At 75.1% G+C, this 26,550-nt stretch carries 27 protein-coding genes; 15 read left to right on the top strand and 12 right to left on the bottom strand.

Going from position 1 to position 26,550, the window contains the following annotated elements:
• The first annotated feature begins 2 nt into the window (after nt 1–2).
• The 5 genes from LY71_RS00270 to LY71_RS00250 all read left to right on the top strand — a co-directional run bounded on the left by LY71_RS00270 (nt 3) and on the right by LY71_RS00250 (nt 3,914).
• Nucleotides 3–974 carry a F0F1 ATP synthase subunit gamma gene (locus LY71_RS00270; RefSeq protein WP_106275004.1) on the top strand — a complete coding sequence of 324 codons (972 nt, stop codon included), beginning with the start codon at nt 3–5 and terminating at the stop codon, nt 972–974.
• 81 nt (nt 975–1,055) lie between these two features.
• Entirely contained in the window at nt 1,056–2,501 is a 1,446-nt protein-coding gene (gene atpD, locus LY71_RS00265; protein WP_106275003.1) for a F0F1 ATP synthase subunit beta, read from the top strand.
• A gap of 259 nt (nt 2,502–2,760) precedes the next feature.
• On the top strand, nt 2,761–2,949 hold the full coding sequence (locus LY71_RS00260; RefSeq protein ID WP_106275002.1) for a hypothetical protein: 189 nt from the start codon (nt 2,761–2,763) through the stop codon (nt 2,947–2,949).
• 143 nt (nt 2,950–3,092) lie between these two features.
• The gene (locus LY71_RS00255) at nt 3,093–3,482 is read left to right on the top strand and encodes a F0F1 ATP synthase subunit epsilon (protein ID WP_106275001.1); all 390 of its coding nucleotides are present in this window, start codon (nt 3,093–3,095) and stop codon (nt 3,480–3,482) included.
• 30 nt (nt 3,483–3,512) lie between these two features.
• Nucleotides 3,513–3,914 (top strand): DUF2550 domain-containing protein, encoded by a 402-nt coding sequence (locus tag LY71_RS00250; protein WP_106275000.1) that lies wholly within the window; start codon nt 3,513–3,515, stop codon nt 3,912–3,914.
• 65 nt (nt 3,915–3,979) lie between these two features.
• Here LY71_RS00250 and LY71_RS00245 read toward each other — a convergent pair whose 3' ends face one another.
• Nucleotides 3,980–4,588: a cob(I)yrinic acid a,c-diamide adenosyltransferase gene (locus LY71_RS00245; RefSeq protein WP_106274999.1), complete on the bottom strand. Its 609-nt coding sequence runs from the start codon at nt 4,586–4,588 to the stop codon at nt 3,980–3,982.
• An 87-nt stretch (nt 4,589–4,675) separates the two neighbouring features.
• Between LY71_RS00245 and murA the strand changes: the two genes are divergently transcribed.
• Entirely contained in the window at nt 4,676–5,962 is a 1,287-nt protein-coding gene (murA, locus tag LY71_RS00240) for a UDP-N-acetylglucosamine 1-carboxyvinyltransferase (RefSeq protein ID WP_106274998.1), read from the top strand.
• Here murA and LY71_RS00235 read toward each other — a convergent pair.
• A complete protein-coding gene (locus tag LY71_RS00235) occupies nt 5,959–6,291 on the bottom strand; it encodes a hypothetical protein (RefSeq protein ID WP_245887560.1) in 333 nt (110 codons plus the stop codon). The genes murA and LY71_RS00235 overlap by 4 nt on opposite strands.
• 129 nt (nt 6,292–6,420) lie before the next feature.
• Here LY71_RS00235 and LY71_RS00230 point away from each other — a divergent pair, with 129 nt between their 5' ends.
• A complete protein-coding gene (locus tag LY71_RS00230; RefSeq protein WP_106274997.1) occupies nt 6,421–8,439 on the top strand; it encodes a protein meaA in 2,019 nt (672 codons plus the stop codon).
• Between the two features lie 4 nt (nt 8,440–8,443).
• On the opposite strand, the gene LY71_RS00225 is transcribed toward LY71_RS00230, so the two are convergent.
• Entirely contained in the window at nt 8,444–9,631 is a 1,188-nt protein-coding gene (locus LY71_RS00225; protein ID WP_106274996.1) for a sensor domain-containing phosphodiesterase, read from the bottom strand.
• A 59-nt stretch (nt 9,632–9,690) separates the two neighbouring features.
• Entirely contained in the window at nt 9,691–10,413 is a 723-nt protein-coding gene (locus tag LY71_RS00220) for a YqjF family protein (protein ID WP_106274995.1), read from the bottom strand.
• 51 nt (nt 10,414–10,464) lie between these two features.
• Here LY71_RS00220 and LY71_RS00215 point away from each other — a divergent pair, with 51 nt between their 5' ends.
• Complete coding sequence (locus tag LY71_RS00215) at nt 10,465–11,238, top strand: enoyl-CoA hydratase-related protein (RefSeq protein ID WP_106274994.1); 774 nt, start codon at nt 10,465–10,467, stop codon at nt 11,236–11,238.
• Here the strand turns inward: LY71_RS00215 and LY71_RS00210 are convergent.
• Nucleotides 11,235–12,071 carry a hypothetical protein gene (locus tag LY71_RS00210; protein WP_106274993.1) on the bottom strand — a complete coding sequence of 279 codons (837 nt, stop codon included), beginning with the start codon at nt 12,069–12,071 and terminating at the stop codon, nt 11,235–11,237. The genes LY71_RS00215 and LY71_RS00210 overlap by 4 nt on opposite strands.
• Nucleotides 12,072–12,136: 65 nt before the next feature.
• Between LY71_RS00210 and nucS the strand changes: the two genes are divergently transcribed.
• From nucS to LY71_RS00195, 3 genes are all read left to right on the top strand, one after another.
• Entirely contained in the window at nt 12,137–12,820 is a 684-nt protein-coding gene (gene nucS / locus LY71_RS00205) for an endonuclease NucS (protein WP_106274992.1), read from the top strand.
• 108 nt (nt 12,821–12,928) lie between these two features.
• Nucleotides 12,929–14,710: a 3-hydroxyacyl-CoA dehydrogenase family protein gene (locus LY71_RS00200; RefSeq protein WP_106274991.1), complete on the top strand. Its 1,782-nt coding sequence runs from the start codon at nt 12,929–12,931 to the stop codon at nt 14,708–14,710.
• A gap of 76 nt (nt 14,711–14,786) precedes the next feature.
• Nucleotides 14,787–15,023 (top strand): hypothetical protein, encoded by a 237-nt coding sequence (locus LY71_RS00195; RefSeq protein WP_245887559.1) that lies wholly within the window; start codon nt 14,787–14,789, stop codon nt 15,021–15,023.
• Here the strand turns inward: LY71_RS00195 and LY71_RS00190 are convergent.
• From LY71_RS00190 to LY71_RS00165, 6 genes are all read right to left on the bottom strand, one after another.
• The gene (locus LY71_RS00190) at nt 15,020–15,637 is read right to left on the bottom strand and encodes a class F sortase (protein WP_245887558.1); all 618 of its coding nucleotides are present in this window, start codon (nt 15,635–15,637) and stop codon (nt 15,020–15,022) included. The genes LY71_RS00195 and LY71_RS00190 overlap by 4 nt on opposite strands.
• Nucleotides 15,634–16,470, bottom strand: coding sequence for a DUF4397 domain-containing protein (locus tag LY71_RS00185; protein ID WP_106274989.1), 837 nt, complete (start codon nt 16,468–16,470; stop codon nt 15,634–15,636). The genes LY71_RS00190 and LY71_RS00185 overlap by 4 nt, the downstream gene beginning before the upstream one ends.
• A gap of 100 nt (nt 16,471–16,570) precedes the next feature.
• Nucleotides 16,571–17,944, bottom strand: coding sequence for a hypothetical protein (locus tag LY71_RS00180; RefSeq protein WP_106274988.1), 1,374 nt, complete (start codon nt 17,942–17,944; stop codon nt 16,571–16,573).
• A 145-nt stretch (nt 17,945–18,089) separates the two neighbouring features.
• On the bottom strand, nt 18,090–19,421 hold the full coding sequence (gene ccrA / locus LY71_RS00175) for a crotonyl-CoA carboxylase/reductase (protein ID WP_106274987.1): 1,332 nt from the start codon (nt 19,419–19,421) through the stop codon (nt 18,090–18,092).
• Nucleotides 19,422–19,533: 112 nt separating this feature from the next.
• Nucleotides 19,534–19,995, bottom strand: coding sequence for a methylmalonyl-CoA epimerase (gene mce, locus LY71_RS00170; RefSeq protein ID WP_106274986.1), 462 nt, complete (start codon nt 19,993–19,995; stop codon nt 19,534–19,536).
• Nucleotides 19,996–20,106: 111 nt separating this feature from the next.
• Entirely contained in the window at nt 20,107–20,955 is an 849-nt protein-coding gene (locus LY71_RS00165; protein ID WP_106274985.1) for an alpha/beta fold hydrolase, read from the bottom strand.
• A 193-nt stretch (nt 20,956–21,148) separates the two neighbouring features.
• Between LY71_RS00165 and LY71_RS00160 the strand changes: the two genes are divergently transcribed.
• From LY71_RS00160 to LY71_RS00150, 3 genes are read left to right on the top strand one after another with little or no spacing between them, the layout of a single operon-like run.
• Complete coding sequence (locus tag LY71_RS00160; protein WP_106274984.1) at nt 21,149–22,339, top strand: acetyl-CoA C-acetyltransferase; 1,191 nt, start codon at nt 21,149–21,151, stop codon at nt 22,337–22,339.
• Nucleotides 22,336–23,355: a methylmalonyl Co-A mutase-associated GTPase MeaB gene (gene meaB / locus LY71_RS00155; RefSeq protein WP_106274983.1), complete on the top strand. Its 1,020-nt coding sequence runs from the start codon at nt 22,336–22,338 to the stop codon at nt 23,353–23,355. Before LY71_RS00160 ends, meaB begins: the two co-directional genes overlap by 4 nt.
• A 23-nt stretch (nt 23,356–23,378) precedes the next feature.
• Complete coding sequence (locus tag LY71_RS00150; protein WP_106274982.1) at nt 23,379–24,845, top strand: phytoene desaturase family protein; 1,467 nt, start codon at nt 23,379–23,381, stop codon at nt 24,843–24,845.
• Nucleotides 24,846–24,888: 43 nt separating this feature from the next.
• Here the strand turns inward: LY71_RS00150 and LY71_RS00145 are convergent, their stop codons facing one another.
• Complete coding sequence (locus LY71_RS00145) at nt 24,889–25,809, bottom strand: DUF559 domain-containing protein (RefSeq protein ID WP_106274981.1); 921 nt, start codon at nt 25,807–25,809, stop codon at nt 24,889–24,891.
• A gap of 174 nt (nt 25,810–25,983) precedes the next feature.
• Here LY71_RS00145 and LY71_RS00140 point away from each other — a divergent pair, with 174 nt between their 5' ends.
• Nucleotides 25,984–26,517 (top strand): MarR family winged helix-turn-helix transcriptional regulator, encoded by a 534-nt coding sequence (locus LY71_RS00140; protein ID WP_106274980.1) that lies wholly within the window; start codon nt 25,984–25,986, stop codon nt 26,515–26,517.
• Nucleotides 26,518–26,550 lie beyond the last annotated feature (33 nt).

Genomic DNA, 26,550 nt, shown 5'->3' with positions numbered 1-26,550 from the left:
CGGTGGCCGGTTCGCTCCGCGCGCTACGGCGCCGCATCCGCTCCACCCAGTCGACGAAGAAGATCTTCTCGGCGCAGGAGCTGATCGCCGGCGCCCGCATCGTGCGCGCCCAGGCACGGGTGGAGGCCTCCAAGCCCTACGCCCGGGAGATCACCCGCGTGCTGTCCGCGCTGGCGTCCTCCGCATCGCTCGAGCACCCGCTGCTCACCGAACGGCAGGACGCCCGCCGCGCGGCGGTCCTCGTGATCACCTCCGACCGCGGGTTCGCCGGCTCGTACAACGTCAACGTGCTCCGGCGCACCGAGGAGCTGCTGTCGCTGCTGCGGCAGGAGGGCAAGGAGCCGGTCCTCTACGTCGTCGGGCGCAAGGGGGAGACCTACTACTCCTTCCGCGACCGGCCGATGGCGGAGACGTTCACCGGCTTCTCCGAGCAGCCGGGTTACGCCGACGCGCAGGCGGTCGGCAGCGCCCTCATCGACGCGTTCGCCGCCGGTCAGGACGACGGCGACGGCGGCGCGGGCGAGGGCGGCGTGCTCGGGGTCGACGAGCTGCACATCGTCTACACCGAGTTCCGGTCGCTGCTGGCCCAGGTCCCGGTCGCGAAGCGGATGGCCCCGCTGGAGATCGAGGAGGTCGAGGAGTTCGACTACGAGCGCGAGGACCGCGAGGCCGGCCGCACCGGCGACAGCGGCGTCCCGACGTCCTACGAGTTCGAGCCCTCCGCCGAGGCCCTCCTCGACGCGCTGCTGCCCAAGTACGTCACCACCCGCATCTACGCGGCGATGCTCGAGGCGGCCGCCTCCGAGTCGGCGTCGCGGCGGCGGGCGATGAAGTCGGCGTCCGACAACGCCGAGGAGCTGGCCAAGAACCTGTCCCGCCAGGCCAACCAGGCCCGGCAGGCGGAGATCACGCAGGAGATCAGCGAGATCGTCGGCGGCGCCGACGCGCTGGTCTCCGCGGGCGCCGACGACTGACCGACCGTCCCCGACGCCGCCGCGGACGGGGACACTCGCACTGAGACACCACCGAAGCCCGAGGGCAGGAGAGCACTCCCCATGACCGTCACCGAGGACCGTCTCAACACCCCGTCGACGCAGGGCACCGGCCGCGTCGTCCGGGTCACGGGGCCGGTCGTCGACGTCGAGTTCCCGCGCGACGCGATGCCGGACCTGTTCAACGCCCTGAAGGTGGAGGTCACCCTCGCCGACCTGGGCAAGACCCTGACCCTCGAGGTCGCCCAGCACCTGGGTGACAACGTGGTGCGCACCATCTCCATGGCGCCGACCGACGGCCTGGTCCGCGGTGCCGCCGTCACCGACACCGGTGCCGCGATCTCGGTACCCGTCGGCGAGGCCGTGACCGGCCACGTCTTCAACGCGCTCGGCGAGTGCCTGGACACCCCGGGCTACGGCGAGGACGCCCTGCACTGGTCGATCCACCGGCACGCGCCGCGGTTCGACCAGCTCGAGGGCCGCACCGAGCTGCTCGAGACCGGCATCAAGGTCATCGACCTGCTCACCCCGTACGTGGCCGGCGGGAAGATCGGCCTGTTCGGCGGTGCCGGCGTGGGCAAGACGGTGCTGATCCAGGAGATGATCCGCCGGGTCGCGCAGGAGTTCGGTGGCGTGTCGGTGTTCGCCGGCGTCGGCGAGCGCACCCGCGAGGGCAACGACCTCATCACCGAGATGACCGAGTCCGGCGTCATCAACTCGACCGCGCTGGTCTTCGGCCAGATGGACGAGCCGCCGGGCACCCGGCTGCGGGTGGCGCTGTCGGCGCTGACGATGGCGGAGTACTTCCGCGACGAGCAGAACCAGGACGTGCTGCTCTTCATCGACAACATCTTCCGGTTCACCCAGGCCGGCTCCGAGGTCTCCACGCTGCTGGGCCGCATGCCCTCCGCCGTGGGGTACCAGCCGACCCTGGCCGACGAGATGGGCGAGCTGCAGGAGCGGATCACCTCGACCCGCGGCCACTCGATCACCTCGCTGCAGGCGATCTACGTGCCCGCCGACGACATCACCGACCCGGCGCCGCACACCACCTTCGCCCACCTCGACGCGACGACCGTGCTCTCCCGGCCGATCTCGGAGAAGGGCATCTACCCCGCCGTCGACCCGCTGGACTCCACCAGCCGGATCCTCGACCCGCAGTACGTGGGCCAGGAGCACTACGCGACCGCCCAGACGGTGAAGCAGATCCTCCAGCGCTACCAGGAGCTGCAGGACATCATCGCCATCCTCGGCATCGACGAGCTCTCCGAGGAGGACAAGGTCACGGTCAACCGGGCCCGGCGCATCGAGCGCTTCCTCTCGCAGAACATGTTCGTGGCCGAGGCCTTCACCGGTCAGCCCGGCTCGTTCGTGCCGCTGTCGGAGACCCTCGAGGCGTTCAAGGCGCTCACCGAGGGCAACTACGACCACGTGCCCGAGCAGGCCTTCTTCATGTGCGGTGGCCTCGAGGACCTCGAGCGCAACGCCGAGAAGCTCAAGCGCGGCTAGGCCAAGCCAGCACCTGACGCACGACGGCCGGGTCCCCGCCACGGGGGCCCGGCCGTCGTGCGTCCTCCCCGGTCGACCTGCTGGTACGCGTCCCCTCACGCAGCGTCCAGACCGGCCCGGGACCCACCCCGGCGGGTGGTTTCACCAGCCGGTCGGTGGGCATCGGGGCTGGCGGATGACCCCTCAAGCACGGGACTCTGCCTGCCGATCGAGCAGGTGGCGCCCGGAGGGACCGGACGCTCGGTTGCGGGAGACGACGATGGACTGGCTGGACACCACGAGCAGGGGCGGTGTCCCCGACCCGGGATGGACCTGGCCGCCGTCGGCCCCCGTCCCGCACGTCGACGCCCGGCGCTTCGACACCGAGGACTGGGCGCCGGCCTCCACGGTCCGCCACCCCTGGGTGCGCGTGGGTCGCTGGACGCTGCTCTACCGCCGCGCGGCCTGAGCGGACGCCGCCCGGACGGGTGGCGCCGAACGGCCCCCACGGGACCCGGGCCCGCCCGCGGCTAGAGTGGGGCCGACCGTCGCCGTGCCCGCTTCCCGGCCGGCGTCTCGAGCACCGTTCGTCGGTGGACCCGGAGGAGTGTCGTGGCGACCCTGCAGGTCGAGTTGGTGGCCGTCGAGCGGACGATCTGGTCCGGCGAGGCCAATCTGGTCATCGCCCGGACCACCGAGGGTGAGATCGGCGTCCTGCCCAACCACGCCCCGCTGCTCGGTGAGCTCGCGCCCGGCGGCGTGGTCACCATCCGCACCGTCGAGGGCGAGGACCTCGTCGTCGCCGCGCACGGCGGCTTCCTCTCGGTGACCCCGGCCAAGGTGTCCATCCTCGCCGAGACCGCCGAGATCTCCTCCGAGATCGACGTCGAGCGCGCCCGCGAGGCGTTGCGCCGGGCCGAGGAGGGCGGCGACGACCCCGAGGCGCTGGCCGCCGCCCGTCGCGCCCAGTCGCGACTGCAGGCCGCCGGCCAGTCGAGCTGACCCACCGGACCTGCTCGCACCACCCCGCCGGTGACCACCGTCCTGATCGTCGTGGCCGCCGCGCTGGTGGTCGCGGTGGTGGTCGCCTTCCTGCTGCGCCGGCGGCTGCTGCTGACCGGCCTGGGCGCGGTGACCATGTGGCTGCGCCCGGCCGGTAGCTCCCGCTGGTCGGTGGGCGTGGCCTGGTACGGGGGCGACGCGCTGCTGTGGTACCGCGGCCTGTCGCTGTCGGTACGGCCCCAGCAGCGCCTGTGCCGCCACGAGGTCCGCATCGAGAGCCGCCGCGTCGCCGGCCGGGACGACGTCGCCCTGCCCGACGACGTCGTCGTCCTCACCTGCGCCACCGGCAGCGGGCCCAGGGAGCTGGCCATGGAGCCCTCGACGGTGACCGGGTTCCTCTCCTGGGTGGAGTCGGCCCCGCCCGGTCCGTGAGGGAGGACCCTCCTGCCTCCACCGCTCGCAGACTCGCGGCGGGTTCCTGCAGGAGGGCCACCCCCTCAGGTGGTCGTACGCGCGGCCCTCTGGGCGTGCACGCCGCTGTGCGCGCCGGGCTCCCACAGCACGTCGCCGTCCGGGTTGGCCTCGCGGGCGAGGATGAACAGCAGGTCCGAGAGCCGGTTGAGGTAGCGGGCGGTCTCGGGGTTGGTGCGCTCGCCGTCGGCCTGCAGCAGCGCCCACACGCTGCGCTCGGCCCGCCGGACGACCACCCGCGCCTGGTGCAGCAGTGCCGCCAGCGGGGTGCCCCCGGGCAGCACGAAGCTGGTGAGCGCCGGCAGCGCCTCGTTGTGCTCGTCGCAGGCCGCCTCCAGTCGCTCGGTGTAGGCGGCGGTCACCCGCAGCGGCGGGTGTGCGGGGTCGGGCACCACCGGCGTGGACAGGTCGGCGCCGACGTCGAACAGGTCGTTCTGGACGCTGCGCACCAGCTCCGTGAGCTCCGGCGACGGCGACCCCAGGGCCAGGGCGATCCCGAGCACGCTGTTGGCCTCGTCGACGTCGGCGTAGGCGACCAGCCGGGGGTCGGTCTTGGTCACCCGGCTCATGTCGCCCAGGTGCGTCTGGCCGGCGTCACCGGTCTTCGTGTAGATGCGCGTCAGCCGGACCGTCATGCCGACGAGCCTAGGAGGACCCCGCTGCCCTCCACCGCTCGAAGGCTCGCGGCGGGGCCCTGCAGCAGGGCCCACTAGGGTGTGGCGGTGCAGTGCTTCGAGGTGACCGGCGGCACGGCCCTGACCGGCCGGGTGCGCGTCACGGGGGCGAAGAACAGCGCCCTCAAGCTCATGGCCGCCGCGTTGCTGGCCTCCGGGCGGACCACCGTCGAGGAGGTGCCCGACATCCTCGACGTCTCGATCATGAGCGAGGTGCTGCGCCGGCTCGGCTGCGGCGTGACCTACGAGCGGTCGGGGCTGTCCGGTGGCGGCGGGCGGGTGGTCGTCGACGTGCCCGACGACCCGGCCACCGAGACCGACTACGACCTGGTGCGCCGGATGCGCGCGTCGATCAGCGTGCTGGGCCCGCTGGTGGCGCGCTGCGGCAGCGCCCGGGTCGCGCTGCCCGGCGGTGACGCGATCGGCTCCCGCGGGCTGGACATGCACATCTCCGGCCTCGAGCGGCTCGGCGCCTCCATCCACAGCGAGCACGGCTTCCTGGTGGCCAGCGCCCCGCGGCTGCGCGGGACGTCGATCTGGCTGGACTTCCCCTCGGTGGGCGCCACGGAGAACCTGCTCATGGCGGCCGTGCTCGCCGAGGGCACGACGGTCATCGACAACGCCGCCCGCGAGCCGGAGATCGTCGACATCTGCGCCATGCTCACCGCGATGGGGGCGCGCATCGACGGCGCGGGCACCTCCACGCTCACCGTCGAGGGCGTCACGGAGCTGTCCCCGGTCACCTACACCACCGTCCCCGACCGGATCGTCGCCGGCACGTGGTGCATCGGGGCGGTGATGACCCGCGGGGACGTCGTCGTCGAGCGGGCCGTGCCCGAGCACCTCGCCGTCCCGCTGGACAAGCTGGTCAGCGCCGGCGCCACGGTGGAGGTCGTCGACGGCGGCGTGCGGGTGGCCATGGACGAGCGGCCCCGCGGGGTCGACGTCGTCACGCTGCCCTTCCCGGGGTTCCCGACCGACCTGCAGCCGATGGCCGTCGCGCTGGCCGCCGTCTCCACCGGCACCGCGCTGATCACCGAGAACGTGTTCGAGGGCCGGTTCATGTTCGTCAACGAGCTGGTCCGGCTGGGCGCCGACGTCCGCATCGACGGCCACCACGCCGTCGTCCGCGGCCGGGAGCGGCTGTCCAGCGCGCCGGTGGTGGCCACCGACATCCGCGCCGGCGCCGGCCTGGTGCTGGCCGGGCTGGTCTCCGACGGCGTGACCGAGGTACAGGACGTGCACCACGTCGACCGCGGCTACCCCGACTTCGTCGACCAGCTGCGCGGCCTGGGCGCGGAGGTCGCGCGGGTCGACCGCGCCGACGCGCGCTAGGCCGCGGGGAACGAGGCCGCGATCTCGCGGGCGCGGGGGGCGTCCTCGGGGAACACCAGCACGTCGGCCCGGTGCGGCGAGGGGAAGCGGACCGTGGACCGGATCCCGGCGTCGGAGAGCACCGCGCGGAAGGCCAGCGCCGACTCCCGGCGGGACAGGGTGGCCACCCGCGTGAGCAGGCCGTCGTCGGACGCCGTCGCCGGACGGCGGTGCGCGCTGCCGGACCCCCCGGTGCCGAAGGCCCAGCGCATGAAGAGGGCCAGCAGCACCATGACCACGACCGCGACGACCGGTCCGGCGATGTAGCTGAGGCTGCCCGGCTGGAACACCCCGACCTCCCTCGGTCCCCGGCGGCGGAGCCCAGGTCGGCCCGGCCGTGCACGACCGAGTGTGCCACCGCCGACGTCCCCCCGACGGGTCTGCTACCGGCGGGTAGCCGAGCCCTACACTCCGCGGGCATGCCGTTCCCTTCACCGTCGAAGGACCGCGACCGCCCCTGGGTCATGCGCACCTACGCCGGCCACTCGTCGCCGGCCGAGTCCAACGCGCTGTACCGGCGCAACCTGGCGAAGGGGCAGACCGGGCTGTCGGTCGCCTTCGACCTGCCGACGCAGACCGGCTACGACCCCGACGACGAGCTCGCCGCCGGCGAGGTGGGCAAGGTCGGCGTCCCGGTGTCGCACATCGGTGACGTGCGCGCGCTGTTCGACGGCATCCCGCTCGACGGGATGAACACGTCGATGACGATCAACGCCACGGCGATGTGGCTGCTGGCGCTCTACCAGGCCGTCGCCGAGGAGCAGGGCCACGACGTCGCGCAGCTCGCCGGGACCACGCAGAACGACATCATCAAGGAGTACCTGTCGCGGGGGACGTACGTCTTCCCGCCGGGGCCGAGCATGCGGCTGATCACCGACATGGTCGCCTACACGGTGACGGCGATGCCGCGCTGGAACCCGATCAACATCTGCAGCTACCACCTGCAGGAGGCCGGCGCGACGCCGGTGCAGGAGATCGCCTACGCGATGAGCACCGCGGTCGCCGTCCTGGACTCGGTGCGCGACTCCGGCCAGGTGCCGCCGGAGCGCTTCGGCGAGGTGGTCGCGCGCATGTCCTTCTTCGTCAACGCGGGCGTCCGCTTCGTCGAGGAGATGTGCAAGATGCGCGCCTTCACCCAGCTCTGGGACGAGCTGACCGAGGAGCGCTACGGCGTGCAGGACCCGAGGTGCCGGCGCTTCCGCTACGGCGTGCAGGTCAACTCCCTGGGGCTGACCGAGGCCCAGCCGGAGAACAACGTGCAGCGGATCGTGCTGGAGATGCTCGCGGTCACGCTGTCCAAGGACGCCCGCGCCCGGGCCGTCCAGCTGCCGGCCTGGAACGAGGCGCTCGGCCTGCCCCGCCCCTGGGACCAGCAGTGGTCGCTGCGGCTGCAGCAGGTGCTCGCCTACGAGACCGACCTGCTCGAGTACGACGACCTGTTCACCGGGTCGGTGGTCGTGGAGCGCAAGGTCGCCGAGCTGGTCGAGGGCGCCCGCGCCGAGATCGCCCGCGTGCAGGGGATGGGCGGCGCGGTGGCCGCCGTGGAGTCCGGCTACATGAAGGGGCAGCTGGTCGCCTCGCTGGCCGAGCGCCGCCGGCGGATGGAGAGCGGGGACGACGTCGTCGTCGGCGTCAACCGGTTCCAGAGCACCGAGCCCAACCCGCTGCTGGCCGACCTCGACGCCGCCGTCCAGGTCGTCGACCCCGCCGTGGAGTCCGCGGCGCAGGAGGCGGTGCGGAGGTGGCGCGCCGGCCGCGACCCCGAGCCGGTGCGGCGCGCGCTCGCCCGGCTGCGCGAGGTCGCCGGCACCGACGAGAACCTGATGGCCGCCACCCTCGAGTGCGCCCGCGCCGGCGTGACGACGGGGGAGTGGGCCGGCGTGCTCCGCGACGTGTTCGGTGAGTACCGGGCGCCCACCGGCGTGGCCGCGGCCACCGGCGGCGGGGAGGCCGACGAGACGCTCGGGCAGGTGCGCGAGCGCGTGCGGGCCACCGGCGAGGAGCTCGGCGGGCGGCTGCGGTTCCTGGTCGGCAAGCCCGGCCTCGACGGGCACTCCAACGGCGCCGAGCAGATCGCCGTCCGCGCCCGCGACGCCGGCTTCGAGGTGGTCTACCAGGGCATCCGGCTCACGCCCGCGCAGATCGTGTCCGCCGCGGTCGAGGAGGACGTGCACGTCGTCGGGCTGTCGGTGCTGTCCGGCTCGCACCTGCAGGTGGTCCCGGCGGTGCTGCGGGGGCTGCAGGAGGCCGGCCTGGACGACGTCCCGGTGGTCGTCGGCGGGATCATCCCCGACGGCGACGCCCGGCGGCTGCGCGAGCAGGGCGTCGCCCGCGTCTTCACACCGAAGGACTTCGGGCTCACCGACATCATGGGCCAGGTCGTCGACGTGGTCCGCAGTGCCCACGGTCTCGACGAGCGGGTGCCGGCTCCGGCCTGACCCCTCAGGCCGGGGGCACCGCCGGCCGGCCGAAGAGGTGCCCCTGGCCCAGCCGGACGCCGCGGGCGAGCAGCGCGTCGCGCTCGCCGGGGGTCTCCACGCCCTCGGCGACCAGCGCGGCACCGGTCTCGCCGGCGAAGGCGACCAGGGCCGCGGTCATCGCCTGCCGCGCGGGGTCGGTGTCGACCCCGCTGACCAGCGCGATGTCGAGCTTGATGGTGTCCGGGCGCAGCCGCAGGATGTGCCGCAGGCTGGCGTAGCCGGCGCCCGCGTCGTCGACGCCGAGCCGGATGCCGGCCCGGCGCAGCGGCTCGAGGGCGGCGAGCACGGCCGGGTAGTCCTCGATCGGGCTGTGCTCGGTGACCTCGACGGTCAGCGCCGTGCCGGCGGCCCCCAGCACCAGCAGCTCGCCGACCTCGGGGGCCAGCAGCGCCTGCGGGGAGAGGTTGACCGCCAGGGGCAGGCCGCGGGGCAGTCGGACCGCCGTCTCGAGCGCCGTGCGCACGGCCAGGATCTCGAGCTCCACGCCGAGACCGACGGCCGCCGCGTCGGAGAACAGGGTCGCGGGCCCCTGCTCGCGGCCGGGGAAGCGGGACAGCGCCTCGTGCGCCACCACTTCGCCGGTGCGCATGTCCACCACCGGCTGGACGGCGGTGGTCACCGTGCGCCGGTGCAGCACGTCGAGGACGCGGGCGCGGCGGGCGGCGAGCTCGCGCTCGGCCAGCTGCTCGGCGGCGAGGTGGTCGCCGAGCAGCTCGGCGAGCAGCTCCACCGTGCGCACCGACGACCCGTCGAGCTGCTCGCCGGGGTCGCGGCTCAGGCAGCACAGCATCCCGACCGGACGGCGGTCGGGAGCGCGCACCGGGGCGCCGACGTAGGAGCCGATGCCCAGCCGGCGGGTGACCGGCAGGTCGCGGGTGACCGGGTTGCGGTCGGCCGCGGTGACCACCGGCGGCAGCTGGCCGGACAGCACCCGCACGCAGAAGGACTCCTCCAGCGGCAGCGACATGCCCTCCGCGACGTGCATCGAGGCCAGGTCGCCGGTCGCCCGGGTGAGCTCCTGGCGGTCCTCGGTGAAGACCGACAGCCAGGCGATGTCCATCCCGAGCCGGTCGCGGGCCAGGTCGAGCAGCCGGTGCACCCAGTCGCCGTCCTCGGTCGGGGTGGGCCGGGCCGCCGGGGCTGCTGTCACCCGGGCATCCTCCCGGCTGCGGCGGCCCCGCCCAAGGGGTTGCGGAACGACCCCGTGCGTCAGGTCGGCGGGCCGAAGCGGACGTCGACGCCCGGGGAGAACAGCACGCTGTCGGGCGGGCCGGCGATCCCGGGCAGCCCGGCCGCGGCGAGCAGGTCTCCGTCCCAGGTCAGGAGCTCGGCGCGGTGCAGCGGCCACGCCGGGTGCTCGTTGGGCCAGTAGTAGGTCCGGCCGAGCACGGTCTCGTGCAGGCCCCAGCGGCCGGTGAGGAACCGCTCCAGCGGGCCGGGATCGGCCAGCCGCGGACCCACCCGCACCTCGATCCGGCCGCCGGCGCCCCGGGGGCCGGGCCAGCGCCGCCGGGAGGTGTAGGTCAGCCGGTCGCCGTCGCGGGCGAACCGCATCCGCGACCACAGGTAGGGCAGGCCGGCCGCGCGGGCGACGAGGACGGGCAGCAGCCGGTCGGCGTCCAGGGACCGGAAGACGACGCCGCGGCGGCCGCGGGCGTCCACCGAGTACAGCCGCACGTTGGTCTCCAGGAACGACCCGACCCAGGGCAGGCCGGGGGAGCCGAGCACCCCGATGCGGCGCATGCGGAAGGGCACCAGCCCCACCCAGCTGCGGCCCTCGTGCACGTCGGGTCCGGTCCCCGGCGGCAGCAGCGGCGCGACCAGCGCGGGGTCGACCGCCCAGTGCAGGAAGGCGACGTCGCGCCAGCCCTGGCTGAACAGCGTCCGGCCGGCGGCGCGGGGTGCGGTGTCGGTGACGTCCTCGGGCTGCACGCCTCCAGCCTGCGTTGCCGGACGGGCGGCGGGCGTGGTGAGGTCGCTCACATGAGTGCCGAGGGAGCGCCCCGCGTCGAGCGCGACGGCGACGTCGTCCGCATCACCCTGTGCCGGCCCGCCCGGCGCAACGCGCTGTCCCGTGAGCACCTGGGCCAGCTGCTGGAGGCCGTCACCGACGTCGGGCGCTCGGACGCGGCCGGCATCGTGCTGGCCGCCGAGGGGCCGGTGTTCAGCGCCGGCCACGACTTCACCGACGTCGTCGACCGGCCGCTGCCCGAGGTGCGCAGCCTGCTGGCGCTGTGCACCGAGCTGGTGGGGACGATCCAGTCGGTGCCGCAGGTGGTCGTCGCCCGGGTGCACGCGCTGGCCACCGCCGCGGGGTGCCAGCTCGTCGCCTCCTGCGACCTCGCCGTCGCCGCCGAGTCGGCCGGGTTCGCCGCACCCGGCGGCAAGGGCGGCTGGTTCTGCCACACGCCGATGGTCGCCATCGCGCGCAACGTCGGCCGCAAGCGCGCCATGGAGATGGCGCTGACCGGTGACGTGATCGACGCGCGCACCGCGCTGGACTGGGGCCTGGTCAACCGGGTGGTCCCCGACGACGAGCTCGACGCCGCCGTCGACGACCTCCTGGGCCGGGCGATCCGCGGCTCGCGGGCGAGCAAGGCGATCGGCAAGCAGACGATGTACGCCCAGCTCGACCGGCCCGAGCGCGACGCCTACACCACCGCCGTCGAGGTCATGGCCGCGACCAGCCAGCTCGACGGCGCCCGCGAGGGCATGCGCTCGTTCCTGGAGAAGCGCGCGCCCGTCTGGACCGACTAGGCGAGGTCGGCGCAGCCCGACTCGTGCGGCAGCACGGGCCGGAAGGCGATCGACCAGCGACTGCCGTCGGGCGTCACCCACGGGGTGAGCACGTTCGCCGTCCCGGCGGCGGCGAGCACGTCGGCGGCCTGCTGCCCGGTCGCGCTCACGCAGGTCAGCCCGGCGCCGAGCGGGACGCCGGGCAGGTCCGGGCCGGGCCACGCGACGTCGGGCTGCGGCAGCTCGGGGTCGCCGCCGGTGTGCGGCCCGACGACGGCGGCCACGGTCTGCGGCACGTAGGGCTCCGCGGTGCCGGGCAGGCCGGTGAGTGCGTCGAGCAGGTCCCGCAGCCGGCCCCGCGCGTCGGCCTGCTCGGGGAGAACCGTGTCGTCGGGCGTCTCGGCGAGGGCGTAGACCTCCCGGACGGCGGTGCCCTCGTCGGTGACCAGGGTGAAGCGGGTCGTCGTCGCGTCGGCCAGCGGCGGCTCGCCGAGGTCGCCGCTGTCGGTCACGCCCGCGGCCACCGCCTGCTCGACCAGGTCGCGGACCGTGTCGGTGCCGACCTGCTGCACCTGCACGTTCGGCAGCGCCGGCGCCGGCCAGATCGCGATCTGCGGGCCCTGGGTGAGCACCCGCCCGTCGCCGTAGACGGTGACCACCGGCAGCCGGGTGGCCAGTTCCTCCGGGGTGGTGAACCCGCCGGTCCGTGCCACCTGCAGCACCAGCCCCGCGGGCAGCGGCGCGGGTTCCGGGGACGGCGCCGCCCCGCCGCTGCCGGAGCCCGTGGCGCAGGCCGCGGTGAGCGCCACCAGCAGGACGCCGGCGACGACCGGACCGGGACGCGTGCTCCTCACGGTCGTGCGACGCCCGGCCCGGCTCGGCGGTTCCCGTCGTGACCCGACCGGTACCGTCGGCGCCCGTGCGTCTGGTCATCGCCCGCTGCTCGGTCGACTACATCGGGCGGCTGACCGCCCACCTGCCCATGGCCAACCGGCTGCTGCTGGTCAAGGCCGACGGCTCGGTGTCGGTGCACGCCGACGACCGGGCCTACAAGCCGCTGAACTGGATGACCCCGCCCTGCACGCTCAAGGACGAGCTGGTCGACACCCCGCACGGCAGGGCGGGTACCTGGACGGTCACCAACAAGGCCGGTGAGCAGCTGGTCATCACCATCGAGTCGGTCGAGCACGACTCCAGCCACGAGCTCGGCGTCGACCCCGGCCTGCAGAAGGACGGCGTCGAGGCCGAGCTGCAGCGGCTGCTGGCGCTGCACGTGGAGACCTTCGGCGCGGGGTGGTCGCTGGTGCGCCGCGAGTACCCCACCGCGATCGGCCCGGTGGACCTGCTCTGCCGCGACGCCGACGGCACCACCGTGGCCGTGGAGGTCAAGCGGCGCGGCGAGATCGACGGCGTCGAGCAGCTGACCCGCTACCTCGAGCTGCTCAACCGCGACCCGCTGCTGGCGCCGGTCAAGGGCGTGTTCGCCGCCCAGGAGATCAAGCCGCAGGCGCGGGTGCTGGCGCACGACCGCGGCATCGACTGCGTGACCGTCGACTACGCCGTCCTCAAGGGCACCGACGACCCCACCCAGCGCCTCTTCTGAGGAAGGACCCCGTCCTCCTCACCCCTCGCCGGCTCGGGGCGAGCCTCTGGACGGGGCCGGCGTGGTGAGAGACTCGTCGCCGACGATCCGTTGTGGAGGGATGGCAGCGTGGCCAGAGAACTGACCGAGGTCGGCGTGGTGGGGCTGGGCACCATGGGTGCCGGCATCGCCGAGGTGCTGGCCCGCGCGGGCCTGTCGGTGACCGCCGTCGAGGTCGGCGAGGACGCGCTGGCCCGAGGCCGGGCGCACGTCGAGCACTCCACCGGGCGCGCGGTGGCCCGCGGCAAGCTGGAGCCGGCCGAGCGGGACGCCATCCTCGGTCGGATCCGGTTCAGCACGGCCCTGGAGGACCTCGCCCAGGCCGAGCTGGTCGTCGAGGCCGTGCCCGAGCGGATGGAGCTCAAGACCGAGCTGTTCGCGCAGCTGGACAAGATCTGCCCGCCGGACACCATCCTCGCGACCAACACCTCCAGCCTGTCGGTGACCGAGCTGTCGGTGGCCACCGGCCGGCCGAGCAAGGTCATCGGGATGCACTTCTTCAACCCGGCGCCGGTCATGAAGCTGGTCGAGGTGGTGCGGACCGTCGTCACCGAGCCGTCGGTCATCGAGGACGTCGAGGCGCTGGCCACCCGGCTGGGCAAGGTCGACGTCACGATCGGCGACAAGGCCGGCTTCATCGCCAACGCGCTGCTCTTCGGCTACCTCAACCACGCGGTGGCCATGTACGAGAACCGCTACGCCAGCCGCGAGGACCTCGACGCGGCCATGCGGCTGGGCTGCGGCCTGCCGATGGGCCCGCTGGCGCTCATGGACCTCATCGGCATCGACACCGCCTACGAGATCCTCGACACGATGTACAAGCAGTCGCGCGACCGGCTGCACGCCCCGACCCCGGTCATCAAGCAGATGGTGACCGCGGGCCTGCTGGGCCGGAAGTCCGGCCGCGGCTTCTACACCTACGCGGCCCCCGGCTCGGCCGAGGTCGTCCCCGACGAGCACACCCCCGTCCCCGGCGGGGCCACCCAGGGCGCCCGCCCGGTCGCCACCGTGGGCGTCGTCGGCTCGGGGACCATGGCCACCGGCATCGTCGAGGTCGTCGCCAAGGGCGGCTACGACACCCTGGTCCAGGCCCGCTCCCCGGAGAAGGTCGAGGCGGTGCTCACCGCGCTGCGCCGCTCGCTGGACAAGCAGGTCGCCCGCGGCCGCCTCGACGAGGCCGGCCGCGACGAGGTGCTGGGCCGGGTCCGCGGGACGACGTCGCTCGACGAGTTCGCCGACCGCGACCTCGTCGTCGAGGCCGTCGTCGAGTCGCTGCCGGTCAAGCAGGCGCTGTTCGCGGCCCTCGGCGAGATCGCCAAGCCCGGCGCCGTGCTCGCCACGACGACGTCGAGCCTGCCGGTCATCGAGTGCGCCAAGGCCAGCGAGCGCCCCGGCGACGTCGTCGGGATGCACTTCTTCAACCCGGCGCCGGTGATGAAGCTCGTCGAGGTGGTCAGCACCATCGCCACCGCGCCCGACGTCGCGGCCACCGCCCACGCGGTCTGCGCCCAGCTGGGCAAGCACGCGGTGTCCTGCTCGGACCGGGCCGGGTTCATCGTCAACGCGCTGCTGTTCCCCTACCTCAACGACGCGGTGAAGATGCTCGAGGCGCACTACGCGACCGCCGACGACATCGACGCGGCGATGAAGGTCGGCTGCGGCTACCCGATGGGCCCCTTCGAGCTGCTCGACGTCGTCGGCCTGGACGTGGCGCTGGCGATCGAGCGCGAGCTCTACACCGAGTTCCGCGAGCCCGGCTTCGCGCCCGCGCCGCTGCTCGAGCACCTGGTGACCGCCGGGTACCTCGGGCGCAAGGCCGGCCGCGGGTTCCGGGACCACTCCGGCCGCTGAGGTGCCCCGCCGGGGACGACGCGGCAGCGGGGGACGGCCGACCGGCCGCCCGCCGCTGTTCCGTCGCCCCGAGGACGTGGAGGAGGCCGGCGACGGCGACTGGGTGGTCCGGTCGCTGACCGGTGCGGCCAGCACCAAGGGCTACCGGTGCCCGGGCTGCGACCAGGAGATCCGGCCGGGGACACCGCACCTGGTCACCTGGCCGGCCTACCCGCGCGACTCCGACCTCGACCCGTGGGACACCGGCTCGGCCGCCGACCTGCGCCGGCACTGGCACAGCGCCTGCTGGCGGGCCCGGGGCCACCGGCGTTAGCGGACCAGCGTCGCGAAGACCACCACGTTGTCCTCGTAGCTGCGCGCCGCGCGGTCGAAGTCGCCGCCACAGGTGACCAGTCGCAGCTGCGGGTCGGCCGTGGGGCCGTAGACCGCCTCGGTCGGGAAGGCGTCCTTGGGGTGGCGCTCGACGTCGGTCACCCGGAAGCGGGCCGTCGTCCCGTCGGTGCGGTCGACGAGCACCTCGTCGCCGGGGACGAGCTCGCGCAGCCGGGCGAAGACCGCGGGGCCGTCGACGGAGTCCACGTGCCCGGCCACCACGGCGGGGCCGACCTCGCCGGGCACCGTGCCGCCGGCGAACCACCCGGCCCGGTCGTAGGCGGCGGGTGCCTCCAGGGCGCCGGCGGCGTCCAGGCCGAGGCCGACCAGCGGGGTGTCCACGCCGATGGGCGGCACGCGGACGCGTGCGGGCGCCGCCGGGGACGCGGGCGCCCGCGAGGCCAGGACCACGGGCGCCGGTGTCCCGCGGGCCGGCGCGGCGGCCGGGGCGGGCCCGACCGGCGCGAGCAGGACGACCACGCCGGCACCGGCGGCGAGGAGGGCCAGGAGCACCCGGAGGACGGCCGGCCCGTGCCCGTGCGGGGGTGCGGTCACCGCGCCCGGGACCGGGCGGCCAGCAGGACCAGGCCGGCGCCGGCGGCCACCGCGGCGCCCACCACGGGCAGCGGCGCGCTGTCGTCGGCGGTGCCGCCCGCGCCCGCCTCCACGCCACCGGACGGGACGACGCCCGGGCCGGCGGCGTCCAGGACGGTCCGCACGGCCAGCCCGCCGCCGGGGCGGTCGAGCACCAGCACGCTGTGGACCAAGCCCGCGGCCACCTGCACCGGCAGCTCGGTGGCCTGGCCGCCGGCCGGCGTCACCGTGAGGGCCGTGGCGCCGGCCGGGACGTCGACGTAGCCGGTGGTGTCGGGGAACGCCAGGCCGTCGGCCAGCGCCGGCCCGCCCGGGACGTCGACGTCGAGGGTCGGCGCGCCGGCGGCCGCGGCGACGACCCGCAGCCGGGCGCTGCCGTCGGCCGGGGGCGTGCGGTCGTCCTCGAGCACCTCGAGGCCGAGGTCGGCGAACGAGCCGACGCCGGCCACGGTGCGCGCGCTGTCGGCCTCGACCTGCACGGTCGTGGACAGCACCGGCGGGGTCGCGGGGTCGGCGCCGGCCGCCCGCACGCTGACCGCGTACTCGCCGGGCGGGACGTCCTGGTAGTCCGACACCGTGCCGTAGCCGACGCCGGGGACGATCCGGCCGGCGGCGGGGTCGGCGACCGGGTCGACGTAGACGTCGACGGCCGGGGTGTCGGGGGAGAGGTGGGCCAGCCGCAGCAGGCCGCCCTCGGCGGCGTGCGCCGCCGGCGCGGGGAAGCCCACGACGGCCGCCGTCAGCGCCGTCACCGCCAGGAGCCGGGCGGCTCCCGCACCCCGTGTCGCCGTCACTGGTCCTCCGCTGCTGGGGGAGCGGCAGCCGTCCACCGTGCGTCGTCCCCGGCCACCGGGAGGACGCTGGACGCGGCCGGCGTGAGGGGCCGGGAGGCGGTCAGCGCTGCCCGGGGACGGCCGGCTGGCCGCCGGTGTCCGAGGAGGAACCCGGGCCGGCGGCGGGCTGCTCCTTGGTCGCCGCGCCGTTCCCCTCGGGGGTCACGGCCTCCTGCTCGGCGGTCACCGTGCGCAGGGACCCCGTCGGGGGACCGGCGTGCCGGCCCTGCCCGCCGGGCGTCCCGCCGTCGCGCTCCGGCGACACCGGCCGGATCTGCTGGGTCTGCGCGGACGCGGGCTCTTGCGGGGCCGGGGGCTGCACGGCCGGCTGGGTGGGCGGCGCCGGCGACCGGGTGGGCTGGCGGGCGGCCGCGGCCTCCCCGCCCCCCGACGGGCCCTCGGCCGGCCGCGCCTGCGGCGCTGGGCGCGGCGGCACCGGCTGGCCGCCGGTCTGCGGGCCGACGACCCGCTGCATTCCGGTCGGCGGTCCGGCCACGGGCTGGATCGCCGTCTGGGGGCCGGTGGGCGCGGTCCGGGTGTCGCCGGGGCGCGGGCCCTCGGCGTCCCGGCGCGCCGCGGGCGGCTCCTGCGGGGCGCCCTGCGGAGGCGCGGCGGGCCGGCCGGCCGGCTGCTGCCGGTCGGCGAGGTCGGGCAGCGCGGAGAGCACCCGGCGGGCCTCGGTGAGGCGCGCGGTGAGCTCGTCGCGCACCCGCCGGATGGCGGCGGCGGAGGCCTCGGCCTCCCCGACGACGCGCGCCGCGTGCGCCTCGGCCGCGGCGACCCGCTCCCTGGCGGCCTGGACGGAGGCGCGCTCGCGCTCCTCCTCGGCCCGGGCGGCGTCGGCGCGGCGGGCGCGCTGGGCGATCTCGAAGTCCTCCTCGACCTTGGCGCGGCGGGCCTGCGACTCGGCGTCGAGCCGGGCGACCTTCTCCTGGGCCTTGGCCACCAGCTCGTCGGCCCGGATCTGCGCCTTGCTGGCGATCTGCTCGGCGTTCTGCCGGGCCTCGGCGAGCACGTGCTCGACCTCGGCGCGGCTGGCCGCCTGGCGCTCGAGCATCGCCCGCTCCTCGGCGGCGGTGTGCTCGCGCAGCGCGCGGGCGTCCTGCTCGGCCCGGCCGCGGATGTCGGCGGCCTCCTCCTCGGCCAGCCGCAGCATGTGCGAGATGCGCTCGCTCATGTTCTCGAAGGTGGCCGGGCCGGCGTTGGCGGCCTTGCGGCGCAGCTGCTCGATCTCCGCGTGCATCGCCGAGAGCTGGCCGGCGAGGTCGGTCGAGCGGCTCGCGGCGGCGTCCCGGTCGGCCAGCGCGACGCGGATGTCGGCCTCGAGGCGCTCGATGGTCTCGGCCACCTGGTGGCGGTCGTAGCCCCGCAGCACCACGTCGAACGAGTGCTGGGCCTCGCGCATCGGCAGCAGGTCGCGGCGGGGGTCGGTCATGCGGTCATCCTCGCAGAGTCGGGGGAGGGGCGTCAGCGTGTCCGGGTGGCGGCCCGGTGTCTCCCCCAGGGTGCCCGGACGCCGCGGCACGGCACCGGACGCAACGCGGTCCCGGACCCGCGGGCGGGTCCGGGACCGGCACGGCTCAGACGCCGCGGAAGCGGTTGATCGCGGAGAGGTGCCGCGCGCGCTTCTCGCCGTCCTTGACGCCCAGGCCCTCCTCGGGCGCGAGGGTGAGCACGCCGACCTTGCCCTGGTGCAGGTTGTGGTGGACGTCGTAGGCGGCCTGGCCGACGTCGTCCATGGTGTAGGTCCTCGACAGCGTGGGGTGGATCAGGCCGCGGTCGATGAGCCGGTTGGCCTCCCACGCCTCCTTGTAGTTGGCGAAGTGGGACCCGACGATCCGCTTGAGGTTCATCCACAGGTAGCGGTTGTCGTAGGAGTGCATGTAGCCGCTGGTGGAGGCACAGGTGACGATCGTGCCGCCCTTCTTGGCCACGTAGACGGATGCGCCGAAGGTCTCCCGGCCGGGGTGCTCGAAGACGATGTCGACGTCGTCGCCGCCGGTCAGCTCCCGGATGCGCTTGCCGAAGCGCTGCCACTCCTTCGGGTCCTGGGTGTCCTCGTCCTTCCAGAACCGGTAGCCCTCGGCGGAGCGGTCGATGACCAGCTCGGCGCCCATCGTGCGCACGATGTCGGCCTTCTCCGGGCTGGAGACGACGCAGACGGGGATCGCGCCGCCGTTGAGCGCCATCTGGGTGGCGTAGGAGCCGAGGCCGCCCGAGGCGCCCCAGATGAGCACGACGTCGCCCTGCTTCATGCCGGCGCCGTTGCGGGAGACCAGCTGCCGGTAGGCGGTGGAGTTGACCAGGCCCGGTGCGGCGGCCTCCTCCCACGACAGGTGCGCGGGCTTGGGCATCAGCTGGTTGCTCTTGACCAGGGCGAGCTCGGCCAGGCCGCCGAAGTTGGTCTCGAAGCCCCAGATGCGCTGCTGCGGGTCCATCATCGTGTCGTCGTGGCCGGCCGGGTCCTCCAGCTCCACCGACAGGCAGTGCGCCACGACCTCGTCGCCGGGCCGCCACTTGTTGACGCCGGGCCCGACGCGCAGCACGACGCCGGCGAGGTCGGAGCCCACCACGTGGTACGGGAGGTCGTGGCGGCGGGTGAGGTCGTTCTGGCGGCCGTAGCGCTCGAGGAACCCGAAGGTGGAGACCGGCTCGAAGATCGACGTCCACACGGTGTTGTAGTTCACGCTCGAGGCCATCACCGCGACGATCGCCTCACCGGGGCCGAGCTCGGGGGTGGGCACCTCCTCCACGTGCAGGGACTTGCGCGGGTCCTTCTCCTTGGCGGTCAGGCCGGCGAACATGTCCTGCTCGTCCTTGCGCACCAGCACCGCCCGGTAGGACTCCGGCACCGGCAGGCCGGCGATGTCGGTGAGCTGGTCGGCGAGGATGGCGTCCCTGATGGCGTCCACGTGTCACTCCCGGGTCTTCGTCGCACTCGGAGGGCAGAGGGCCGTGCGGCGGCAGGTTACCGACTGGTAACCGTCGCTCCCGCGCCGGGGACGAGACCTCGGCGCCGGGGTCTCAGTGGGCGGTGCGGGCGGGCTCGACGAGCTCGACGAGGACGCCGCCGGCGTCCTTGGGGTGGACGAAGTTGACCCGGCTGTCCGACGTCCCGCGCTTCGGGGTGTCGTAGAGCAGCCGCAGGCCGCGCTCGCGCAGGGTGGCGCTGACCGCCTCGACGTCGTCGACCCGGAAGGCCAGCTGCTGCAGGCCGGGGCCGGACCGGCCGATGAACTTCGCGATCGTCGACTCGGGGGTCAGCGGGGCGAGCAGCTGGATGCGGGTGTCGCCGGTGCCGACGGCGAGCATGGCCTCGCGGACGCCCTGCTCCTCGTTGGTCTCCTCGTGCACCGACCGCACGCCGAAGGCCCGCGCGTAGAAGGCGATCGCCTCGTCCAGGTCCGGGACGGCGATGCCGACGTGGTCGATCGTGGTGAACAGCTCGGCGGGCAGGCCCGGGGGCGTCGCGTCGTTGTCGGTCACCGCGCCATGGTGGCGCAAGACGTCTGAGACGACCTACAGAGTGTGGTGCGCATCACGTACCGGGGTCCGCCGTACGCGGGAGTGCGACGGGCCCCGGGCGGGCAGTCCGCCCTAGCGGGCGAGGAAGTCCAGCAGCGCCCGGTTGAACTGCTCGGCGTGCGAGGCGTTGACGCCGTGCGGGCCGCCCTCGATGACGACCAGCTCGCTGCCGGCGATGGCCTCGTGTGCCCGCTTCCCGCTGACCTCGAACGGGACGATCGCGTCGCTGTCGCCGTGGATCACCAGCGTCGGCACGGTGACCGCCGCGACGTCGCCCCGGAAGTCGGTGCGGCCGAAGGCGGTGATGCAGTCCAGCGTCCCCTTGGGCGAGGCGAACGCGGCGATCTGCAGGGCGTAGCGGCGCTGCTCCTCGCTCACCGCGGTGCCCTTGAGCAGGCCGGACCCGCCGGGGGTGAAGAAGTCCTTGGTGAAGCCGTCGAGGAAGGCCAGCCGGTCGCCGCGCACGCCCTGCTGGAACTGCTCGATGGTGGCGTCGTCGAGGCCGCCGTCGGGGTTGTCGGCGCTCTTGTGGAGGTAGGGCGGCACGGCCGCGGCGAGGACGGCGCTCCGCACCCGCGCGGTGCCGTAGCGGGACAGGTGGCGCACGACCTCGCCGCCGCCCATGGAGAAGCCGACGAGGGTGACGTCGGTCAGGTCCAGGTGCGTGAGCAGCGCGTCGAGGTCCGCGGCGAAGGTGTCGTAGTCGTAGCCGCTCCAGGGCTGGGAGGAGTCGCCGAAGCCCCTCCGGTCGTAGGTGACGACGCGGTGGCCGGCCTCCACCAGGGGGCCGACCTGGGCCTCCCAGGAGCGGCCGGACAGCGGCCACCCGTGGATGAGCACGACGGGACGGCCGGAGCCGTGGTCCTCGAAGTGCAGCTCGACGGGCTGGCCGTTCTCGGTGCCGACGGTCAGGCGGGGCACGGTGCCTCCTCTGCTCGGGGTCGGGGACCTCTCGCGGCCTACCCGGTCGCGCGCCATCGAACCTCCGGGGTCGTCGACCCGGTTGGAGAACCGATCTATCCTGACCGGCAGCCCTTCCGCCGCCACCTGCCGTCCCGAGCCGGTGCGGCCCGACCCGCGGTCGCCAGCGGCGGCGACCGGCACTGGAGGCACCATGTCCCGCTCGGTCATCGTCAGCGGCGCCCGCACGCCGATGGGCCGCCTGCTCGGCTCGCTCAAGGACTTCTCCGCGGCCGACCTCGGCGCGGTCGCCATCCGGGCCGCGCTCGAGCGCGCCGGCATCTCCGGCGACCAGGTCGAGTACGTGATCATGGGCCAGGTGCTGCAGGCCGGCGCCGGCCAGAACCCGGCCCGCCCGGCGGCCGTCGCCGCCGGCATCCCGATGACGGTGCCGGCCATCACCGTGAACAAGGTGTGCCTGTCGGGCCTGAGCGCCATCGCGATGGCCGACCAGCTCATCCGCGCCGGTGAGTTCGACGTCGTCGTGGCCGGCGGCCAGGAGTCGATGACCCAGGCGCCGCACCTGCTGCCCGGCTCCCGCACCGGCACCAAGTACGGCAACACCACGCTGGTCGACGCCATGGCCCACGACGGGCTGTCGGACACCTTCGACCAGGTCGCCATGGGCGCGCTGACCGAGCAGGCCAACGGCCGCTACGACCTGACCCGCGAGGAGCAGGACGCCTTCGCCGCCGAGAGCCACCAGAAGGCCGCCCGCGCCGGGAAGAACGGGGTCTTCGAGGAGGCCATCGCCCCGGTCCTCATCCCGCAGCGCAAGGGCGACCCGATCGAGTTCCGCGACGACGAGGGCGTCCGCGCCGACACCACGGTCGAGACCCTGTCGCGGCTCACGCCGGCCTTCGCGAAGGACGGCACCATCACCGCCGGCACCTCCTCGCAGATCTCCGACGGCGCCTGCGCGGTCGTCGTGATGAGCGCCGAGAAGGCCGCCGAGCTGGGCATCACCCCGATCGCGGAGATCGGCGCGCACGGTGTCGTCGCCGGGCCCGACGCCACGCTGCAGAGCCAGCCCTCGCGCGCCGTCCAGCGGGCCTGCGAGCGGGAGGGCATCGACCCGAAGGAGCTCGACCTGGTCGAGTTCAACGAGGCGTTCGCCGCCGTCGCGCTGGTCTCCACCCGGGAGCTCGGCATCGACCCCGAGAAGGTCAACCCCAACGGCGGCGCCATCGCCCTGGGCCACCCGATCGGCATGAGCGGTGCCCGGATCGTCCTCGACGTGGCGCTGGAGCTGCGCCGGCGCGGCGGCGGCGTGGGTGCCGCCGCGCTGTGCGGCGGTGGCGGGCAGGGCGACGCGCTGATCCTGCACGTGCCCGCCCGCGCGTGACCTCCGACGGCCTCGCCGTCGCCACGCCCGGCCCCGCCACCCCCCGAGGGAGGCGGGGCCGGCGCGCTGTCGACGTCCCCGACCTGGTCGACCGGGCCCGCGACGGCGAGGCGCGCGCGGTGGCCCGGCTGATCTCGCTGGTCGAGGACGCGAGCCCGGTGCTGCGCGAGGTCGCCGCGGCGCTGGCCCCGCACACCGGCCGGGCGCAGGTGCTGGGCCTGACCGGGGCGCCCGGCGTGGGCAAGTCGACGACGACGACCGCGCTGGTGCGCGCGCTGCGGGCCGCCGGCCGGCGGGTGGGCGTGCTCGCCGTCGACCCGTCCTCGCCCTTCTCCGGCGGCGCGCTGCTCGGCGACCGCGTGCGCATGCAGGACCACGCCGGCGACCCCGGCGTCTACATCCGCTCGATGGCCTCCCGCGGGCACCTCGGCGGGCTGGCCTGGGCCACCCCGCAGGCGCTGCGGGTGCTCGACGCGGCCGGGTGCGACGTCGTGCTGGTCGAGACGGTCGGCGTCGGTCAGTCGGAGCTGGAGATCGCCGCGCTGGCCGACACCACGCTGGTGCTCGTGGCCCCGGGGATGGGCGACGGCATCCAGGCGGCCAAGGCCGGGATCCTCGAGGTCGCCGACGTGCTCGTCGTCAACAAGGCCGACCGCGACGGCGCCGACCAGACGGTGCGCGACCTGCGCTACGCCCAGTCGCTCGGCGGGCGGCACCCCGGGCCGGACGCCTGGCGGCCGCCGGTCCTGCGCACGGTGGCCGCCCGGGGCGAGGGCGTGGACCGGGTCCTCACCGAGGTCGAGGCGCACCGTCGCTGGCTGGCGGCGTCGGGCGAGGGCGCGCGCCGGCGGACCGAGCGGGCCGCCCGCGAGATCGAGGCCCTCGCGCTGGCCGGGCTCCGCGAGCGGATCGGGGAGGTGCGCGGCTCGGCGGCGCTGGCGGCGCTGGCCGCCGAGGTGGTGGCGGGGGAGACCGACCCCTACCGCGCCGCCGACCGGCTCCTCGCGCAGCTCTGAGGCCCCGCGGGCAGACTGGGCCGGTGAACGGGAAGCCGGACGCCGTCGTCGTGGGAGCCGGGCCGAACGGCCTGGCCGCCGCCCTCCGGCTGGCCGCCGCCGGCCTGCGCGTGCAGGTGGTCGAGCAGGCGGACAAGCCCGGTGGCGGGATGCGCACCGAGGAGCTGACCCGGCCGGGCTACCGGCACGACACCTGCTCGATCGTGCACCCCATGGCCGCCGCGGCCCCGTTCTTCCGCGAGTTCGACCTGCCCAGCCGGGGCGTGCGGCTGCTGCACCCGGAGGTCGCCTACGCCCACCCGCTCGACGGCGGGCGGGCCGCGGTGTCCCGGTACTCGCTCGACGAGACGGTCGAGGGGCTGGGGGTCGACGGCCCGGCCTACCGCCGCCTGTTCGAGCCGCTGGTCGAGCACGGCCAGGACGTCGTCGACTTCTTCCTCACCAGCGAGCTGCGCCGGCCGCCCACGCGCAGCGTCGCGGCGATCACCCACTTCGCGCTCAACGCGCTGCCCAACGTCCGCTGGCTGGCCCGCCGCTACTTCGAGACCGACGGCGCCCAGGCGCTGATCGCCGGCGCCGCCGCGCACGGCATGCTCGACCTGGCCCGGCCGCTCACCGCGGGCCTGGGCCTGGTGCTCGGGATGCTGGCGCACCACCGCGGGTGGCCGCTGGTCGAGGGCGGCTCGCAGCGGCTGGCCGACGCGATGGTCACCGCGCTGGAGCAGCAGGGCGGCGAGGTCGTCACCGGGCACCTGGTCACCGACCTGCGCGAGTTCGACGGCGTCCCGGCCGTGCTGCTCGACACCACGCCCCGCGCGCTGGTGCAGATGGCCGGCGACCGCGTCCACCCGGGCTACCGGCGGTGGGTGTCGCGGTACGGGCACGGGCCCGGCGTCTTCAAGATCGACTGGGTGCTGTCCGAGCCGGTGCCGTGGGCCAACCCGGAGGTGCGCCGGGCGGGCACCATCCACGTGGCCGGGACGCTGGCCGAGACGATGGAGGGGGAGGCGGCGCCGGCGGCGGGGCGGATCACCGACAGGCCCTACGTCCTCGCCGTCCAGCCGACCGTCGTCGACCCGACCCGGGCGCCCGAGGGCGGGCACGTCTTCTGGGCGTACGTGCACGTGCCCCACGGGTCCGACGTCGACATGACCGCCGCGATCGAGGCGCAGGTCGAGCGGTTCGCGCCCGGCTTCCGCGACACGATCCTCGAGCGGGCGGTGAAGAACGCCCCGGCGATGCAGGCGTGGAACCCCAACCACGTCGGGGGCGACATCTCCAACGGCGAGGCGTCGCTGCGGCAGATGCTCTTCCGCCCGGTGCCGCGGTGGAACACGCACAAGACGCCGGTGCCGGGCGTCTACCTGGCGTCGGCGGCCACCCCGCCCGGGCCCGCGGTGCACGGCGCCTGCGGGGACAACGCGGCCAGGGTCGCGCTGCGGGAGGTGTTCGGCGTCCGCCAGGCCCCGCCCCTCCGCCCGGCCGTCTGAGCTCCCGTCGCGCCGTCCCGCGCGGTGTCGACCTGGTGCGGTCTCACGGGCGCTGAGACCGCACCAGGTCGACACCGGGCGCTGACTGGGCGAGGGCCGCGGCGACGCGGGCGATGACCTGGTCGGGCTCGCGGAGGTCCTCGGCGGTCACGAAGACCACCCGCCACCCCGCCGCGGTCAGCCGGTTGAGCCGCGCACGGTCCGGCGCCACCTGCTGCGGCCGGCCGTGCCACCGCCCCTCGTACTCGACGGCCAGGTGGTGGTCCGGCCAAGCGAAGTCCACCCGGGCGATCTCGCGGCCGGCGTCGTCCCGGACGCGGAACTGGGCGACGGGGCGCGGGAGCCGGGAGGCGTGCAGGAGCAGCCGCAGCCGGGTCTCCTGCGGCGACCCCGCGAGGCCGTCGGCGAGGCCGGCCACCTGCCGTGCACGCCGGCAGCGGGGCCCGGTCGCGGCGTCGGCGGCGGCCCGGACGGCGTCGAGGTCGGTGACCCGGGCGACCACGAGGGCGTCGACCAGCGCCACCGCCTCCACCAGCGGGTGGACGCTGCGCCCGAGGTCGACGGCCGTGACCGGCGCGGTGGTCACCCGCGTGCCCGAGCGTGCGGTGACCTGATCGCCGGCCAGGGGCCAGCGACGGACGCGGACCCCGGGCACGGTGCACGCCGAGGAGCCCGGCGGGACGGTCAGCTCGACGTCGTCGGCCGGTCCCGCGACGTCCACGCCCCAGAGGACCGCGGCGCTGCGCCCGGAGACGACGGCGCCGGGCACCAGCAGACGGGCGGCGGCGACGGCGCGCAGCCGGTGCGTCACCGTCACCGTCGAGCAGGCGTAGACGTCGCGGAAGACGCGCTGCCACGCGCTGCTGCGCAACTGTGCCTTGGTCAGGCGCCCAGCTGCGACCTGGGCCGATCCGCGGAAGACGCGGCCGCGCAGCGCGGTCGGCCGGAGGGGTGTCACGGGCACCGCCGGAGGATGGCGTGGATGGCCCCGGGCGGGTCGGCGCCGTCCACAGGCGCCGCGCCCTGTCGACCTGGGGCGGTCTCACGGGCGCTGAGACCACACCAGGTCGACACCGCGCGTCCGGGTGGGTGGATCGGCACACAGGGGGGCGGGGCGGGGGCAGGTAGCGTTCCGCGCATGGCTCGGGCGCTGGGGCTGCCGTTCGACCCGATCGAGCGCGCGGGGGAGAGCTGGGAGCAGCGCTTCGGGCCGGCGGCGGCGATGCGCGCGGCGACGTCGGTGTTCCGGGTGCAGCAGATCCTGCTCGCCCGCTTCGACGAGGTCCTGCGCCCGCACGGGCTGACCTTCGCCCGCTACGAGGTGCTGGTGCTGCTCACCTTCAGCCGCACTGGGCAGCTGCCGCTGAAGGTCATCGGCAGTCGGCTGATGGTGCACCCGACCAGCGTCACCAACGCCATCGACCGGCTGGTCGCGGCCGGGTTCGTCGACCGCCGGCCCAACCCCGCCGACGGCCGCGGCGTGCTGGCCGGCATCACCGAGCGCGGGCGCGAGGTCGTGGAGGCGGCCACCGGCGACCTCACCGCTCTCGGCTTCGGCCTCGGTGACCTGCCCGAGGCCGAGTTGGACACCCTCTTCCAGGTGCTGCGCCGGGTCCGCCTGGGCGCCGGTGACGTCGCGGGCGTGGAGCCGGCCCCGTCCGCCGAGGGCTGACACCGCGCCCGCCGGCCGGTGGGATCATGGGGA

The organism is Geodermatophilus tzadiensis (genome assembly GCF_003002915.1).
Lineage (GTDB): Bacteria > Actinomycetota > Actinomycetes > Mycobacteriales > Geodermatophilaceae > Geodermatophilus > Geodermatophilus tzadiensis.
The sequence above is the reverse complement of the archived record's forward strand: the minus strand, read 5'-3'. Positions and strand labels throughout refer to the sequence as shown.